A 16,662-nucleotide genomic window follows, 5' to 3' on the forward strand; every position below is an offset into this window, starting at 1 on the left:
AATCCCCCCTCGTCCACCCGCATCCGCACCCGCATCCGCACCCGCACCCGCGCCCCGTCGTCACGACACCACGGCTGCGCCTCGCGTGAATCACGGTACGGCGCTTGCGGGTTGGGCAGTAGGGCATGGCGTGCTTCCGTGGACGGCGGCGGGACTGTGGATAACCCGGCCACTCGGACGGGTGAACCCGGCCGTGTTTCAGGCCTGTTCGGCCACGTTGTCCCCAGCCCGTCCGGCCAGGATTCCCCCAGCTCGTTCGGCCACCGCCGCCGGATCGTCGAGGACGGCCCGCACCACCGAGTGCGCGGCCCCCAGCAGCGGGCCCTCGGGCCCCAGCCGCGACACCGACACCGGACAGGCGGGCCCCGCCGTGCGCCGTGCCAACTCGGCCTCCAGTGACGGCAGCAGCCAGGGCGCGAGACCGGACAGCGCGCCGCCCAGCACCACCAGCTGCGGATCGAGGAGGTTGACCGCTCCGGTCAGCGCGATGCCGAGCGCCGTACCGGCGTCGTGCAGGGCACCTCGTACCGCCTCGTCGCCGTCGGCGGCGCGCGTCGCGAGCAGACCGACCCGGTCCGCGCCGGGCTCCAGACCGGCGGCGCGCAGCACCGCCTCCTCGCCCGCGTACTGTTCGAGGCATCCGTGCCCGCCGCACGCGCACTCCGGCCCGTCCGGACGCACCGGGACATGCCCCAACTCGCCCGCGAATCCCCGTGTTCCGCGCAGCAGCCGCCCGTCGACGACGACCGCGGCGCCGATGCCGATCTCGGCCGACACATGCAAGAAGTCGCGCGGAGTGGTGTCGCCCAGCCAGAGTTCGGCGAGCCCGCCGAAGTTGGCCTCGTTGTCGACCGTGGGCGGGAGCTCGGCGGGCAGCAGGGCGCCGAGATCCGTGTCGTGCCAGTCGAGGTTCGGGGCGCGGACGACCGTACGGCCGTCACGTGCCACCAGACCGGGCACGGCGACCGCGAGCCCGGCCGGCCACAGGCCCTCCGCGTCCGCCTCGGCGACTACCTGCCGTACCAGCGCGGTGAGTTCGGCGAGCACCGGTTCGGGGGAGCGGCCGCGGTTCACGCCGTGCCGTACGGCACGGGCCCGTATCTCGCCTCGCAGATCGACCGCGCAGACCGTGAGATGGTCGACGCCGATCTCCGCGCCGATCCCGGCCGGACCACACCCGCTGACGGCGAGCGCCGATCCGGGGCGGCCCACCCGGCCGGGCCGCTCGGGGCCCAGCTCTTCGAGGAGCCCCGACCGGATCAGCTCGTCCACCAGCGTCGACACCGCCGCACGGGTCAGCCCGATGCGCGAAGCCACGGCAGCACGCGAGAGAGGGCCCTCGGCGCTCACCGTGTGCATCACGCGCGCGAGGTTGCGCCGGCGCATGCCCTGCTGGGTGTCGGGCAGGGCACGCCCGGACCCGGCGGGGTGCGCCTCGTGCAGCGGTGCGGTCATGCCTCCGTCAGTCCTCGGTCGGTGTACGTCAACGGGCGTCCGGCCCCCGTTCGAGCAGCGGAGCCGCGTCGGAGAGTACCCCGGAGATCCTGGCCAGCGTCGCCTCGTCGCGCTCCACGGCGTTCAGCACCGGCCCGGCCGCCGTACTCCAGCGCCGGGCCACCGCGGCCGGATCCTCGCCGGTCAGCAGCCCGGCGGCCTGCGCGGCGGCACCGAGCGCGACCAGTTCCTTCGCCTCGGGCACCTGGACCGGGCGCCCCGACAGCCGCCGTACGGTCTCCTGCCAGGCCGTGCCCCGGGCGCCCCCGCCGATCAGCAGCAGCGGCGTGGTGCGGTCCGCGTCCTCGTCGAGGACCAGGTCGAGCGCGCCCAGCAGGGCGTGCACGGCGCCGTCGTAGGCGGCCTGGAGGAGCTGGCCGCCGGTGGTGTCGTGACGCAGGCCGTGCAGCAGGCCGGAAGCGTTGGGGAGGTTCGGGGTGCGCTCGCCGTCCAGGTAGGGCAGCAGCGTGACCGAAGTGCCGGGCTCCACGGCTTCCCGGTCCAGGCCCAGAAGAGCGGCGACCCGGTCCACGGCGAGCGTGCAGTTCAGGGTGCAGGCCAGGGGCAGCCAGTCGCCGTGCGCGTCGGCGAAGCCCGCGACCGTGCCGGACGGGTCGGCGGGGCGGTGCTTCGACACCGCGTACACCGTGCCCGACGTGCCGAGGCTGAGCACGGGGACGCCGGGACGCAGCCCGAGACCCAGCGCGGCGGCCGCGTTGTCGCCGGTGCCGGGAGCGACCAGCGTGCCCTTGGAGAACGGCAGGTCGTGGCAGTCGCGCACCGTCCCCGCCACCTCGCCCGGCCGCACCACCCGCGGCAGCAGCGCCGGGTCGAGCCCGACGTGCCGCAGGATCTCCTCGTCGTACGACTCGGTCCCCGACGCCCACCAGCCGGTGCCGGAGGCATCGCCCCGGTCCGTGGTGCCCTGCCCGGTGAGCCGCTCGGTGAGGTAGTCGTGGGGGAGACGTACGGCCGCCGTGGCGCGCACCGCCTCCGGCTCATGCTCGGCGAGCCAGGCCCACTTCGTGACCGTGAAGGAGGCGCCGGGCACGCTGCCGGTGCGCTCCGCCCAGGCCTTCGGGCCACCCAGTTCCTCGATCAGACGGCGGGCCTGCGGCGCGGAGCGCACGTCGTTCCACAGCAGCGCCGGGCGTACCGGCTCGCCCTGGGCGTCCAGGGTGACCAGGCCGTGCTGCTGGCCGCCGATCGACACGGCCGCCGCCTCGTGGGCCGCGTCCCCGCACTGGCGCAGGGCCTCGCACAGGGCGTCCCACCACTGGCGGGGATCGCTCTCGCGGCCCGCCCCCGAGGAGACGGTGTGCGGCGCCTGGCCGCTCGCGACGATCCGTCCTGTGGACACATCGACGACCAGCGCCTTGGTGGACTGGGTGGACGTGTCCACGCCGACGACGAGCGGACCCTCGGCTGCTGACATCGGGCTCTCCCTTTTTTCCGCGGCTCTGCGGGCTCTGACCTGGTGTTTTCAAGGCTGTCCGGGGTGCGGTGACCCGTACCCCACTCCTTCAGGGACACCTTGTCCCTTCCCAGAGCTGCGTGTGCATACTAATTTGTAAACCGCCATGACGAAATAGTCGCAGCGAAGCAACAAGGAGCCCCGTCATGAACTACCAGCCCACCCCCGAGGACAGGTTCACCTTCGGCCTTTGGACCGTCGGCTGGCAGGGAAGGGACCCGTTCGGCGACGCCACTCGCCGTGCCCTCGACCCGGTCGAGACAGTGCAGCGCCTGTCCGAACTCGGCGCCCACGGTGTGACCTTCCACGACGACGACCTGATCCCCTTCGGGTCCTCGGACACCGAGCGCGAGGCGCACATCAAGCGCTTCCGCGAGGCCCTCGACGCGACCGACATGAAGGTGCCGATGGCGACCACGAACCTCTTCACGCACCCGGTCTTCAAGGACGGCGCGTTCACCGCCAACGACCGCGACGTGCGCCGCTACGCCCTGCGCAAGACGATCCGCAACATCGACCTCGCGGTCGAGCTGGGCGCCGAGACCTACGTCGCCTGGGGTGGCCGCGAGGGCGCCGAGTCCGGCGCCGCCAAGGACGTGCGCGTCGCCCTCGACCGCATGAAGGAGGCCTTCGACCTCCTCGGCGAGTACGTCACCGACCAGGGCTACAGCATCAAGTTCGCGATCGAGCCCAAGCCGAACGAGCCCCGCGGCGACATCCTGCTCCCCACCGTCGGCCACGCCCTGGCGTTCATCGAGCGCCTGGAGCGCCCGGAGCTCTACGGCGTCAACCCCGAGGTCGGCCACGAGCAGATGGCCGGGCTCAACTTCCCGCACGGCATCGCCCAGGCCCTGTGGGCGGGCAAGCTCTTCCACATCGACCTCAACGGCCAGTCCGGCATCAAGTACGACCAGGACCTGCGCTTCGGCAACGGCGACCTGCGTGCCGCCTTCTGGCTGGTCGACCTCCTGGAGAGCGCCGGTTACGCCGGCCCGAAGCACTTCGACTTCAAGCCGCCGCGCACCGAGGACCTCGACGGCGTATGGGCGTCCGCGGCCGGCTGCATGCGCAACTACCTGATCCTCAAGGAGCGTTCGGCCGCGTTCCGCGCCGACCCGGTGGTCCAGGAGGCGCTGCGCGCCTCGCGTCTGGACGAACTGGCGCAGCAGACCGCCGCGGACGGCCTCAAGGCACTGCTCGCGGACCGCTCGGCCTTCGAGGACTTCGACATCGAGGCGGCCGCCCAGCGCGGGATGGCCTTCGAGCAGCTCGACCAGCTCGCCATGGACCACCTCCTGGGAGCGCGCGGCTGACCGCACGCACGCGTGCGTCACGTCACTCGCGAGCCCGCTGGTGTGCGTGAGTGCCCGTTCGTGACCGACCCCCGCGCGGAATGCTCCGGAATCATGCGATCCACGGCATGAGCCCGTATCAACCACCGCGCGGGGGTCGCGTCATGACCTCCACGCGGCGACTCTTGACGGTATGGCCATGCCGCCCGTACCGCCTCGACCGCCCGGGCCCCCGGGCGCCGCCCCGCCTCCGGGAGGCGGCTTCGGACCACCACCTCCCGGAGACTTCGGACACCCGCCGACAGGGGACTACGGGGACTACGGACCGCCTCCCCGCAGGCGCCCCCGACCGCTGTTCATCCTGCTCGCCGTGATCGTCGCCGCCGGAGCCGTCGCCGCCATCGTGCTGATGGCCTCCGGAGGACACGACTCACCGGACAAGAAGACTCCCGCGGGGAGCAGTTCGAGCACCAGGCGCAGCCCGTCCCTCACCCTCCCGACGAAACTCCCCACCAGCCTGCCGACCAAGCTCCCGAGCTCGCTCCCGTCGAACTTCCCCTCGGAACTGCCGAGTGAGGTTCCCAGCGACATTGAGTCCCTGCTCCCGTCCCTGTTCGGCTAGCCGTCTCAGGAGCCGACGGACGCTCAGACGCCGTGCGGAAGCTTCAGGTACACCACGGTCGTCTCGACACCGCTGTCGACCAGCCGCCCCTGCGCGTCGAACGCGCCCGCGCCGTCCGTCATCCCGAAGTCGTTGTCATTCACAAGGGCGAGCGTGTCGTGATCCACGCGCGCGACGCCCTCGATCTTCTGCGGCACCCCGGAGACGGTCCCCAGGTCGACGACCAGCTTCTTGGCCAGCACCGGGACACCCGCGGCGGCCGGGTCGTCGAGCTGCTCCAGCGACGGGGACGTCGTGTCGTCGTCGTAGCGACCGCCGAGGATGTTCGACTTCCGGCTCAGCTTCACCATCTGCAGCCGGGCCGCCTTGTCGGTGCGTTCCTCGACCAGCAGCCGGTCGTCGCCCACGGCGACCACCGAGGAGATCTTGAGTTCGGAGGTGTCGTCCTCGCTGGGGTCGACCACGTTCACCGGGTCGAAGCGGTACGCGTACTCCGCCGTGACCGACTTCTTCTTCGTGGAGAAGCGCAGCAGACGGGTGTTGAGCGACGAGTCCCCGGCGTCCCCGTCCGGCAGCGACAGCGGGCTCTGCAGGGCCATCACCAGGTCGCCGCCGGGCAGTTGGGCGAGCCCCTCGAAACCGCGGTTGGTCTTCCGGTGCAGCAGGACGGCCGGCAGCGCCTCCACCACCGGATAGTCGGCCCCGGTCAGGTGCAGCCCCTCGGGCACGTACCGCGTGAGCACCTTCCCGCGCGCGGAGACATGCACCAGGGACGGCCCGTACTCGTCGACGAGCCAGAAGGACCCGTCCCCGGCCCGCACGATGCCCTCCGTGTCCAGGCCGTTCGGGTTGTACGACAGCGCCGTCTGCGCGTCGTAGGAGTACGGCGCCTCGTCGCGTCCCTCCTGGTTCGACAGCCCGGTGACGGCCTTCCCGGAGGACGTGGTGATCGGGAGGGCGCCCAGGACCTTCACCTTGTCCCCGGAGACACGGATCTTCACGATCGCCGGGTCAAAACCGGGCACCGGGAACGTACGGCGCTTCGTTCCGCTCACCTTGATCTGGCCGTTGGGCCCGCGGTCGGTGACCGTCCAGTACTCGCCCTTGCGGCCGGCCGGATAGATGTCGCTGCCGATACCACCGAGGTCCACACCCCGGTCGTTGTCCACCGTCCCGGGCAACAGCGCGTTGCTGAACGCACCGAGCGGAATGTCGCCCAGCGTCGCCGTCCGCGTGACATGGGCGGCCTCGGCCTTCGCGGGGGCTCCTGCTGCCGTCCCGGCGGCCACCAGGGCGACCACCACGGCGAGCGGAACACCCGCCGCGACGGGACGACGGACGCGGCGTCGGACGAGGTCGTGCGGGGACATCGGGCCTCCTGAGGACAAGTTGGCTGACAGCGGCCAGAGTTGGGCGTCGTGAGGAACGATGCTCGACGGTGAGGTGAATCCGGGGTGTCGGCCGCTGGTCGGGCGGGCGCGGCATCGGGGAGGGATCGGCCACGTCATGCGATCGCGTCCCGTGGGGCTGTCGGCTGCACAGGCTCGGTGACAGATCCCTCCCCCGTCGCCGAGGACTCCTGCTCGACCAGACCGACCCCAGCGGATTGGGCGGTCTTAGTGGGCCGCGCCGAACCACACGGGCAGTCGGCTGAACAGGTCCTCTTGGTCGTCGCCGACCCACGCCACGTGACCGTCCGGCCGCAGTAGCACTGCGGGTGCGTCCAGTTCCTCGCTGACGTCGACTACGTAGTCGACGCGATCCGCCCACCCCGCGACCGAGAGTCGGCCGGTCTGGTCGAGCAGGAGTCCTCGGCCGGCGTGCATCAACTCGTAGAGGCGCCTCTGCTTCAGCTTCACGTCCCGCAGCCGTCGGCCTAGCAGTTCATGGCCCTCGCCGAAGTCGTAGCGGATCCCGACCGCAGTGATCATCTCGGTCACGTACCGGTTCACCTCCTCGAAGTCCATTAGCGTCGAGAACAGTTCCCGTAGTGCGGTCGGGCCGGGATCGGTCCCCAGAAGCGTGATCTGCGCGCGCGTGTTGGCGATGACTCGGGCGCCTACAGGGTGTCGTTCGGTGTGGTAGCTGTCCAACAACCCTTCCGGAGCCCAGCCGTCGACCTCGGCCGCCAGCTTCCAGCCGAGGTTGAACGCGTCCTGCACACCCAGGTTGAGCCCCTGCCCGCCGGTCGGCGGATGGATGTGTGCCGCGTCGCCGGCCAGCAGGGCCCGGCCGACCCGGTAGCGCTCGGCCTGCCGGGTGGCGTCGCCGAAGCGGGACAGCCAGCGCGGCGAGTGCACGCCGAAGTCGGTGCCCGCGACAGCCCGTAGCTGCTGCTTGAAGTCGCCGAGGGTCGGCGTGGTCGCACGGTCCTCGGCAACGGCGTCAGCGGGCACCACGACGCGGTACACGCCGTTCTCGCCGGGACTGACGCCGAACCGCAGCTGGGTCTTGCGGACTTCCTCGACGGTGGCGGCGATGGTCGCCGGATCCTCGGTCACTTCCATCTCACCCAGCAGCGTCTCGACCGTCGCGGGCTCGCCAGGGAAACCGACACCGAGCAACTTGCGTACCGTGCTGCGGCCGCCGTCGCATCCCACGACGTAGCGCGAGCGCAGTTGCGAGCCGTCCGCCAACTCGACGGTCACCCCGTCCTCGGCCTGACTCAACCCGATCACCTCGCAGCCGCGCCGGATCTCGGTACCGAGTTCGACGGCGCGCTCTTCGAGCAGTCGCTCGGTGACCGGTTGCGGGGTGGCGACGCCGTACGGGTGAGCCGTGTCCGATCGGTCCGGCCATGGTTTGACGATGCCTCCGAAGAGACCACCCATCTGGAACTTCTCACGGACCGCGAGGAACCGGTCGAGGAGGCCGCGCTGGTCCATGATCTCGACACTTCGAGCGTGCAGACCCTGCCCGCGGGCCTCCCCGGTCGGCTCGGTCAGCTTCTCCAGCACGACCACGTGCACGCCGTGCAGTCGCAACTCGCAGGCCAGCATCAAGCCGGTCGGTCCGCCACCGGCCACGATCACGTCAATCATCAGAACGCCCATCCAACGAGATTGGTTTCCGGCCCGCCGATCCGTGGACCTGCGCTCGCGACTCTTTCGTTTCCGCAGGTCCCGGCCTCGGTCGGCCATTTTGCGGGACGACCCGGGCCTTGCCGCAAGCCCCCGGCTGCGCTATACGTTGGGTGTGGCAAGGAGTGGGTGAACTCCTTGCCATCGCCCTTTTCCGGGTACCTCTCCGCAGGCTCGATCCCTGGGGACCGGGTCGGCGAGGGTGTCGTCAACCCCCCTGTGCGGACCCGGCTGACCCCCGTACGGACACGGGGGGTTCCGTCATGGTCTCGACCGGTCACCGATTCGTACGTTTGCTCAGGTCAGCCCGTTGCCTGAGAGAGCCGGAGATCGGACATGTCCCAGACCACCGCAGTCATCGGCGCGCATGATCCGGGAGATGCCGTCGCGGCGCCACCAGGAAGCGAGTTCGCGCCCCTCCTGCGCACGGTCAGGGGCAGAGGCCTACTGGAGCGGCGGTATGCCTGGTACGCGCGCTGCATCGCCGCCAACGCCCTCGTGCTGGGCGGCATCGTCACGGGCATCGTCCTGATCGGCGACTCCTGGCTGACGCTGCTCCTGGCCCCGCTCCTGGCCGTGTTCGGTGCCCGCACGGCCTTCATAGGCCATGACGCGGGCCACTCCCAGATCGCCGGCGGCAAGGCCGTCAACCGTCTCATCGGCCTGATTCACGGCAACCTGCTGCTGGGGATGAGCTACTCCTGGTGGAACGACAAGCACAACCGCCACCACGCCAACCCCAACCACATCGACAAGGACCCGGACGTCGTCGCCGACGTCCTCGTCTTCACCGGCGAACAGGCCAAGGACCGCTCAGGGTTCCGGCGCTGGCTCACCCGCAACCAGGCGTGGCTGTTCTTCCCCCTCACGCTGCTCGAAGGCGTCGCCCTCAAGGTCCACGGTTTCCAGGATCTGCGGCGTCAGCCCTGTCGCGAGCGGGCCGTCGAAGGCGCTCTACTGGTGAGCCATGTCGTGGCCTACGCGACCCTGCTGCTCATTTCGATGTCCCCGGGGAAGGCACTCGCGTTCGCCGCGCTGCACCAGGCCTTGTTCGGCCTGCACCTCGGCCTGGCCTTCGCGCCCAACCACAAGGGAATGGAGATGCCGGACCCGAACGGCGAACGGTGGGGCCATCTCCGCCGCCAGGTCCTCACCTCACGGAACATCCGCGGCGGCGTGCTGACCGACTGGTTCCTCGGCGGCCTCAACTACCAGATCGAACACCACCTCTTCCCGAGCATGCCGCGGCCCAATCTGCGGCTCGCACAACCCCTGGTGCGCGCCCACTGTCAGGATGTGGGTATCCCCTACGTGGAGACGGGGCTCGTCGACTCCTACCGGCAGGCCCTGCGCCACCTCCACGAGGTGGGGGAGCCGCTGCGCATGGAGTGGACGGAGTGACGGAACGGCCGACGGCCCGGATACCAGTAGGGGAAGCGCCTCAGGGATGTCTCAGGGTCGCGATCCGGAACTGTGAGGAGCGCGGACCCGTTTTCAGATCAGAGAGCGGCTGCGGCCGCGGAGGAGGCGACATATGTCGAAGAGCGCGAAGATCGCCGTAGGAGGTGTGGCGGTCGGACTGATCCTGTTGATCTGGCTGCCCTGGTGGGTCTCATTCCTGATCGTCGTGGGAGTGCCGACGGCCGCATATCTCACCCTGGACCCGTCGCAGCGGCGTCGGCTGCGCCGCGTGGCGGGCAAGGAGATCGGCCGCTGACGTACGGATGCCCGGCTGTGTTCCGGCCCGGCGTACAGGAGCAGAGCACAGCACCGTCTGCGGGACTGCCGATAACAGCCCTGTGGACGGTGCGCTGCCGAGCACCGTCCATGAACCGAGCTTTCCTCGTCGACCCGGTTGATCGAGCGTGACCCGGATGTCCGGGCCCCTGGACGCTCGGATCCGAGCCCAAGGGATCAACTCGGCCGTACGGCAAGCTTGTCGAGTGCTTCCAAGAGACCGGGAAGCTCGGGGCCCCGGCCGACCGGTAGCACCTCGCCGGGCTCGTCGTCGAGGAGGACGAACGCTATGTCGTCGGTTCGGGCCACCAACGACCAGCCGGGGCCGTCGGCACGCAGCGTGCGTGCGTCGCCCGGCGCGAAGGACGATCTGACGCGGCCGAGGGGCGGCGGGCTGTCGATGTACGCGCGGACCTCCGTCAGCACCCGACGGACCCCGCTGTGGCCCGCCTGAGGGCCTTCCCCGCTGCCGCCCGCAGAGGTGCCGTCCGACGCGTTGGCGTCGGTCGGCGTTCCGTCCGCCTCGGACGCGGCGTCGGGGGCGGCGGCATCGCGGGTGGCGTCCGAGGCGGCCTTGTCCGTCTTCGACGCGTCGCCCGCCTCGTGCTGGGCCTCCTGAACCTCCTGCGCCGAGAAGTTCGAGTCGTCGATCTGCTCGCGCCACAGGGCCCATTGCAGCGCGATCTCGTCGGCACCCAGCCGTCGTTGTGCCGGACCCCAGGTGGTGGTGTCCGGCGGAGTCAGCGGTGGCCGGTCCACGAGGTCGGGGTCCGGATCGTGCGGCGCGGGCACGTTGGGGGCCGCGACGGCGACCGCGAGGGGCCAGCCCGGCAGAGCGGCGACCACCGTGCGCTCGCTCGGTGACAGGTCGTACTCCATGCCACAGTCCCAGGACGCGATGGCGACCGCGACCAGCGACACGTCGTCGATGACGACGGTCCACCGCGACCCGTCGCCGTCCTGGCCGAGAACCAGGCCGTACCCGTCTGCGAGCGGCGCCATACCGAGCGCCGCACAGGCCTCCGGGTAGTCGTCGCCCAGCACACTCGGGAACTTCGCCGGCGTCAGCAGCACCGCCGTGAGCACATAGAGCGCATCGTCCTCGGCGGCGACGGCCTCTTCATCCGTGTCGGCCATCCCAGCCTCCCCAATATTCGTCCAACCGCGCGCACCCTAGTGTGCGCGGAAGGCGCTTGTCACGACTCCCAAGTACACCCGGAGCTGCAGTTTTCCGGCTGGACGGGGCGAAATGACCTCCGGTGACCCGAACTGTCAGGCCGCGGGGAGCCCAAGAAGCGCACGAGCCACCGTCCTTGGCGACTCGTCACGCTCCCTGGCGAGCGCGACGACGGCCCGGCATGCCAGCTCGCTCACCCCGAAGGACAGCGCTTCCGGCGACACCCAGCCCGCGGCCTCGTCGATCCGGTCCTGGTCGTCCTCCGCGCGGGCGGAGACATAGACGGCGGCGGCCTCGAAGAGATTGTGCGGGCGCTGTTGCGGGGCGCTGCTCGGCTCCGTTCGCGTGGAGGTGAGAAATCTGGCGAAGGTCTTACGGGGCCTGTCGAACATGCTGACCGCCTTCCCCCTGCGTGGTTCGCTGTCGCTGACCGTTCATCTACCGCCACCCAACGTAGAGTTGGAGTCGCGGCGGCAGAAGGGGGACGGTGCGGTGAAGCGCGCCCGTCGAACGCCCCGCGCGGATGCGGGTCAGCCATCGAGTGAGTTCAACGTGGCCCGCAGCCAGGTGAGTTCGGCCCGGCTCGCGGCCCGGGCGATCGTGAGGATGCCGCGCCGGAAGGGATCGTCCAACTCCTCGGCGCGCAGCGGTCGGTCGCCGTCGTAGAAGAAGCTCGCGGGTTCCTCCAGGAAGGCCAGTCGGCGCCGTAGCACGGCCGCCTGGGCGGTGGGGGCGTCGAGGTGCCTGAGGAAGGCGAGGATCGTGAACCAGCGGTTCTCGTCGGTGATGTCGCGCTGGGCGGGCTCGGTGAGCCGACGGCGCAGTTCGTGTCTGCCCTCCTTGGTGAGCGTCAGGACGTGGCGCGGGGCGGCGACCGCTCCGGGCTCGGTGGCCCGCTTCAGGAGCCCTGCCTTCTCCAGCCGCTTGATCGCCGGGTACAGGGTGCTCTCGGCCACCGGTCGCACGTGCCCCGTCAGTGCGGTGATGCGTTTGCGCAACTCATAGCCGTGCAGCGGGGTGTCGTACAGGGAACCGAGGATGGCGAGTTCCAGCATGCCCGCAGTCTGCCGCATGGGCGCTGTACATCGCCTCCCGGATACTACGTTGGCGCTATACATCGGTAGCGATGTATCTTCCTGGAGTGCTGACAGCGACCGCGGTGCCGAGGAGGGCGCAATGAGGCAGGCCGAGTTCGACGGCAAGGGGAGCTGCATCCGCTGGACGGAGACGCCGGGTGCGCAACCCGCGCGCGTGTATGTGCACGGGCTGGGCTCCGTCTCGGCCGTCTATCACGCGCACATCGCGGCCCGCCCCGAACTCGCGGGCCGGCGCAGCCTGTTCGTCGATCTGCCCGGCCATGGCATCAGTGACCGGCCCGAGGGTTACGGCTACAGCCTTGAGGACCATGCCGACGCCCTGGCGGCCGCTCTCGATGAAGCGGGTGTCACCGGCGCCGAGTTGGTCGCACACAGCATGGGCGGCGCCGTCGCCATCGTGCTCGCCCGTCACCGGCCCGAGCTCGTGTCTCGGCTGGTCCTCACGGAGGCCAACCTGGACGCTCATCCGCCTGTCACGGCGGGCAGCAGCGAAATCGCCTCCTACGAAGAGGGCGAATTCGTAGACGACGGGTACGCGCGCGTGCTGGAGAAGGTCGGTCCCCTGTGGGCGGCGACCATGAGACTGGCCGACCCGCGTGCCCTGCACCGCACCGCCGTGGGGCTCCGGCGCGGATCCGACCCCGTGATGCGCACGATCCTCGAAGGACTCGCGATCGACCGCGTGTATCTCCAGGGCGAGTTGAGCGGCGAGCTTCCGGACAGCGAGGGCTTGGAGGCGGCAGGAGTGCACGTGGTGACCGTGCCCGGTGCCGGGCACAACGTCATGTTCGACAACCCCGAAGCCTTCGCGGCGGCAGTCGCGGGAAACGTGTGACCCGCGCGGGCTTGGAGGTCGTTTTCATCTATAGACAACGACCTCTCAGTGCTCGCGAACGGCCAGCGCCAGGAAGCGGGTGTCCTCGTCGGCGTACGACGTCATGCGCCACCCCGAACCGGCCAGCAGCGGACGGAGATTGGCCTCCGCGCGCAGGTCGTCCGGTGTGATCTGCCGCCCCTGACGCGCCGCGAGCGCCGCCCGGCCGATCGGATGGAACAGGGCCAGCGTGCCGCCGGGGCGCACCACGCGCGCCAACTCCCGCAGATTCTCCTCGGGTCGGGGCAGATGAGCGATGAGGCCCGCCGCGAACACGGCGTCGAGCGATTCCGACCGCAGCGGCAGCGCGGCGACGTCGGCGAGCAGCAGGAGCCCGTCGCGGCCCCGTCCGGCTCGTACGGCGGCCTCCAGCATGGCCGGGGTCAGATCGGCCCCGACCACCACTCCGGAGCGCCCCACGGCCGCACGGAGCGGCGGCAGCGCGCGTCCCGTCCCGCAGCCCGCGTCGAGCACCCGGTCTCCTGAGCGCAGCCCGAGTTCGGCGACCGCGGCGGCGTAGGCGGGGCCGTCGTCCGGAAAGCGGCTGTCCCAGTCGGCGGCGCGCGCACCGAAGAACTCCTGGACATGTGTGTGGTCGTCGCTCATGTTCCGCATGATCCCTCACCGACACGGATGACCCTTCGGTGCGCATGTTCGAGCGTGACGCGGTCGTTCAGGCACCTCTCCGCGTCAGATTGCAACACCTTTCGAAATGCGCCCCCTTTGTGCACCCGTGCCCCCACTAGCGTCCCCTGGTCATGGGACACCTGGACCACGCCACCTTCGGCTGGCTGACCCCCGTGCTGTCATACGTGATGGCCTGCATGGGCTCCGCACTCGGGCTGCGCTGCACCGTCCGCGCGCTCGGCGCCACCGGCCGCTCGCGCCGCAACTGGCTCATCACCGCGGCCTCGGCACTCGGCACCGGCATCTGGACCATGCACTTCGTGGCCATGCTCGGCTTCGGCGTCAGCGGCACCGACATCCGCTACGACGTACCACTGACCATGCTCAGCCTCCTCGTCGCCATGGTCGTCGTCTGCGCGGGCGTCTTCGCGGTCGGCTACAGCCGCGACCGGGGCCGCGCGCTCTTCCTCGGCGGCCTCACCACCGGACTGGGCGTCGCGAGCATGCACTACCTGGGCATGGCGGCGATGCGGTTGCACGGAGACGTGAGCTACGACCCGATGCTCGTCGGGCTCTCCGTGCTGATCGCCGTCGTCGCGGCGACCGCGGCCCTGTGGGCGGCCCTCAACATCAAGTCGCCCGTCGCGGTCACCGTTGCCTCCCTCGTCATGGGAGCGGCCGTCAGCAGCATGCACTACACCGGCATGTTCGCGGTGCGCGTGCACGTCACGCCTTCCGGAGCCGTCCTTCCCGGCGCCACGGCGATGCAGTTCATCTTCCCCCTCGCCGTGGGCCTCGGGTCCTACCTGTTCCTGACCTCGGCATTCGTCGCACTGTCGCCGACCACGGGAGAACGCGAGGCCACCGCCTCGGCCCAGCGGCCGGTCGAGAGCGTCGCCCGCTAGTCCGGCCCGCGCAGCCCGCCCCTGAGAACCACTTCCGAGCGAGGAGGCCATGCGTACCCCCCGTAGGACCCCGAGAGCCGGCGCCGAGGCGCCGCCCGTGCGCGGTCGTCGCGCGCATGCCGGACCACCCGCCGACGAACTCTTCGACGATCTCCTGGACGCCTCGTCGGAGGACATACCCCCGCGCGCGGGACGATGGCGGATGCGCCCCCGCACCGTACGAGCAAAGATCGTCTGCCTCCTGATGGTGCCGGTCGTCTCCCTGCTCGCCCTGTGGGCGTACGCCACCGTCAGCACCGCCCAGGACGTCTCCCGGCTACGGCAGTTGCAGCGCGTGGACTCCGCGGTGCGCAGCCCCGTCGCGGCCGCCGTGGTGGCGCTGCAGGCCGAGCGGTCGGCCGCCGTGCGCTACGCGACCGACCCCGACGCCGAGCAGAGCGGAGACCTGAAGAAGCTCGCGGCGAGCACGGACCGGGCGGTCGCCCGGTTGCGGCTCGGCGGCGGCAATACCGTTGCCGACGCCGAGGAACTGCCCGCCGGGGTCGCCCGCCGACTGAAGACCTTCGTCACCGGAGCCGAGCAACTGCGCTCGCTGCGGACCGACGTGCTCGGCCACCGCGCGGGATGGGACGAGACCTACGGGCAGTACACGAAGACCATCGCGACGGCCTTCGCCGTGGGCGGGGCGCTCACCGGGATCCAGGACGCCGACCTCGGATCCGACGCGCGCGTGCTCCTGGAGTTCTCCCGGGCCGGGGAATCACTGTCCCAGGAGGACGTGATGCTCGCCGGCGCCCGTCTCGACGGCAGGCTCGACGGGGAGCGGCTGAGGCTGTTCACCGGGGCCGTCGACACCCGACGCACCCTCACCGACTCCGCCGTCGAGGACCTGCGCGGCTCCGAACGCGCCGCCTGGCAGCACCTCGCCGACACCAGCGCCTACGTTGCGATCGGCACCGTCGAGGACAAGGTCCTCGCCACCAGCTCGGCCACCAGGGCGATCGCCGCGGCTCCGGAGACCACCTGGAACAACGCCCACACACGCGTGCAGGACGGCATGCGCAGCATCGAGTCGGATGCGGGCAGCGGGGTCGCCGACCGCGCCGATCCCTTCACCCGCGGGCTGCTCACCTCCGCCGGTGCCGCGGTCCTGCTCGGTCTCGCCGCCGTCATCGCGTCGCTCGTCATCTCGGTGCGCATCGGACGCGGCCTCGTCGTCGAACTCGTGAGCCTGCGCAACGACGCCCTCGGGATCGCCCGCCACAAACTCCCCGAGGCCATGCGGAGACTGCGCGCGGGGGAGGAGATCGACATCAGGGCGGAGGCCCCGCCCGGGTCGCCCGCGGAGGACGAGATCGGACAGGTCGTCGAGGCCCTGAGCACCGTGCACCGCGCGGCTCTGCGGGCCGCCGTCGAACGTGCCGAACTCGCCAGCGGCATCTCCGGGGTCTTCGTCAACCTCGCCCGCCGCAGCCAGGTCCTGGTGCACCGTCAACTCAGCCTTCTGGATCGCATGGAGCGCCGCTCCGAGGACCCGAACGAACTGAGCGACCTGTTCCGCCTCGACCACCTCACCACCCGAATGCGACGGCACGCCGAGAGCCTGATCATCCTCTCCGGGGCGGCACCCGGGCGGGCCTGGCGCATGCCGGTCTCGCTGACCAACGTCGTCCGCGCGGCCGTCTCCGAGGTCGAGGACTACGCGCGCGTGGAGGTACGCCAACTCCCCGAGGCGTCCGTCGTCGGCGCCGCCGTCGCCGACCTCACGCACCTGCTCGCCGAGATCGTGGAGAACGCGGCCCAGTTCTCGCCGCCGCACACACGCGTGCGGGTCACCGGCGAACCCGTCGGCAACGGCTACGCCGTAGAGGTCGAGGACCGGGGCCTCGGCATGGGCACGGAGTCCCTGGGCGACGCCAACCGCCGCATTGAACAGTCCGAGGCCCTCGACCTCTTCGACAGCGACCGGCTCGGCCTCTTCGTGGTCAGCAGGCTCGCCGCCCGCCACGGCATCAAGGTCCACCTGCGGACCTCGCCCTACGGCGGAACGACGGCGGTCGTCCTGCTGCCGACGGCGCTGCTGCACGGCGGCGCGGCGGAACGTGCCCCGCGCGCGGCGGTCGACGACGGGGAGCGGGCCGTGGAACGCGAGTACGCGCGTGTGCCCACCGCGACCCAGCACCAGGAGTCCGTCCCCGCCTCGGCCGACCGGCCCGCCCTGGCGGTCTCCACACGGGCCGCCGCGGAGTCGGCGAACGACACCCCGCCCCCCGGAGTCACCAC

The 16,662-nt window shown here is 70.9% G+C and carries 15 protein-coding genes; 7 read left to right on the forward strand and 8 right to left on the reverse strand.

Features of this window, described 5'->3' with window-relative positions; translation table 11 throughout:
- Nucleotides 1-198 precede the first annotated feature (198 nt).
- Together AC31A1_RS29075 and xylB are read right to left on the reverse strand one after the other, a co-directional pair.
- On the reverse strand, nucleotides 199-1,455 hold the full coding sequence (locus AC31A1_RS29075) for an ROK family protein (protein ID WP_489656171.1): 1,257 nt from the start codon (nucleotides 1,453-1,455) through the stop codon (nucleotides 199-201).
- Nucleotides 1,456-1,483: 28 nt separating this feature from the next.
- Nucleotides 1,484-2,929 (reverse strand): xylulokinase, encoded by a 1,446-nt coding sequence (gene xylB / locus AC31A1_RS29080; RefSeq protein WP_489656172.1) that lies wholly within the window; start codon nucleotides 2,927-2,929, stop codon nucleotides 1,484-1,486.
- A 185-nt stretch (nucleotides 2,930-3,114) separates the two neighbouring features.
- Here xylB and xylA point away from each other — a divergent pair, with 185 nt between their 5' ends.
- Nucleotides 3,115-4,281 carry a xylose isomerase gene (gene xylA / locus AC31A1_RS29085; RefSeq protein ID WP_489656173.1) on the forward strand — a complete coding sequence of 389 codons (1,167 nt, stop codon included), beginning with the start codon at nucleotides 3,115-3,117 and terminating at the stop codon, nucleotides 4,279-4,281.
- Nucleotides 4,282-4,630: 349 nt separating this feature from the next.
- Nucleotides 4,631-4,882: a hypothetical protein gene (locus AC31A1_RS29090; protein WP_489656174.1), complete on the forward strand. Its 252-nt coding sequence runs from the start codon at nucleotides 4,631-4,633 to the stop codon at nucleotides 4,880-4,882.
- Nucleotides 4,883-4,905: 23 nt separating this feature from the next.
- Here AC31A1_RS29090 and AC31A1_RS29095 read toward each other — a convergent pair whose 3' ends face one another.
- Both AC31A1_RS29095 and rox read right to left on the reverse strand, forming a co-directional pair.
- Complete coding sequence (locus AC31A1_RS29095; RefSeq protein ID WP_489656175.1) at nucleotides 4,906-6,252, reverse strand: esterase-like activity of phytase family protein; 1,347 nt, start codon at nucleotides 6,250-6,252, stop codon at nucleotides 4,906-4,908.
- Nucleotides 6,253-6,498: 246 nt separating this feature from the next.
- Complete coding sequence (gene rox, locus AC31A1_RS29100; protein WP_489656185.1) at nucleotides 6,499-7,923, reverse strand: rifampin monooxygenase; 1,425 nt, start codon at nucleotides 7,921-7,923, stop codon at nucleotides 6,499-6,501.
- A gap of 375 nt (nucleotides 7,924-8,298) precedes the next feature.
- Between rox and AC31A1_RS29105 the strand changes: the two genes are divergently transcribed.
- Nucleotides 8,299-9,363 (forward strand): fatty acid desaturase family protein, encoded by a 1,065-nt coding sequence (locus tag AC31A1_RS29105; protein ID WP_489656176.1) that lies wholly within the window; start codon nucleotides 8,299-8,301, stop codon nucleotides 9,361-9,363.
- 133 nt (nucleotides 9,364-9,496) lie between these two features.
- Nucleotides 9,497-9,679, forward strand: a complete 183-nt coding sequence (locus AC31A1_RS29110) for a hypothetical protein (protein WP_489656177.1) — start codon at nucleotides 9,497-9,499, stop codon at nucleotides 9,677-9,679.
- Between the two features lie 197 nt (nucleotides 9,680-9,876).
- Here the strand turns inward: AC31A1_RS29110 and AC31A1_RS29115 are convergent, their stop codons facing one another.
- The 3 genes from AC31A1_RS29115 to AC31A1_RS29125 all read right to left on the reverse strand — a co-directional run bounded on the left by AC31A1_RS29115 (nucleotide 9,877) and on the right by AC31A1_RS29125 (nucleotide 11,931).
- Nucleotides 9,877-10,836: a hypothetical protein gene (locus tag AC31A1_RS29115; RefSeq protein WP_489656178.1), complete on the reverse strand. Its 960-nt coding sequence runs from the start codon at nucleotides 10,834-10,836 to the stop codon at nucleotides 9,877-9,879.
- 135 nt (nucleotides 10,837-10,971) lie between these two features.
- Nucleotides 10,972-11,268: a hypothetical protein gene (locus AC31A1_RS29120; RefSeq protein WP_489656179.1), complete on the reverse strand. Its 297-nt coding sequence runs from the start codon at nucleotides 11,266-11,268 to the stop codon at nucleotides 10,972-10,974.
- Between the two features lie 138 nt (nucleotides 11,269-11,406).
- Complete coding sequence (locus tag AC31A1_RS29125) at nucleotides 11,407-11,931, reverse strand: PadR family transcriptional regulator (protein ID WP_489656180.1); 525 nt, start codon at nucleotides 11,929-11,931, stop codon at nucleotides 11,407-11,409.
- Between the two features lie 121 nt (nucleotides 11,932-12,052).
- Here AC31A1_RS29125 and AC31A1_RS29130 point away from each other — a divergent pair, with 121 nt between their 5' ends.
- Nucleotides 12,053-12,808 (forward strand): alpha/beta fold hydrolase, encoded by a 756-nt coding sequence (locus AC31A1_RS29130; protein ID WP_489656181.1) that lies wholly within the window; start codon nucleotides 12,053-12,055, stop codon nucleotides 12,806-12,808.
- A gap of 45 nt (nucleotides 12,809-12,853) precedes the next feature.
- Here AC31A1_RS29130 and AC31A1_RS29135 read toward each other — a convergent pair whose 3' ends face one another.
- Nucleotides 12,854-13,453, reverse strand: a complete 600-nt coding sequence (locus AC31A1_RS29135; RefSeq protein WP_489656182.1) for a class I SAM-dependent methyltransferase — start codon at nucleotides 13,451-13,453, stop codon at nucleotides 12,854-12,856.
- 152 nt (nucleotides 13,454-13,605) lie between these two features.
- Between AC31A1_RS29135 and AC31A1_RS29140 the strand changes: the two genes are divergently transcribed.
- The gene (locus AC31A1_RS29140) at nucleotides 13,606-14,379 is read left to right on the forward strand and encodes an MHYT domain-containing protein (protein WP_489656183.1); all 774 of its coding nucleotides are present in this window, start codon (nucleotides 13,606-13,608) and stop codon (nucleotides 14,377-14,379) included.
- 49 nt (nucleotides 14,380-14,428) lie between these two features.
- Nucleotides 14,429-16,662, forward strand: a 2,234-nt coding sequence (locus AC31A1_RS29145; RefSeq protein WP_489656184.1) for a sensor histidine kinase, incomplete at its 3' end; no start/stop codon positions are given.

It is taken from the genome of Streptomyces sp. P5F9, from assembly GCF_057961495.1.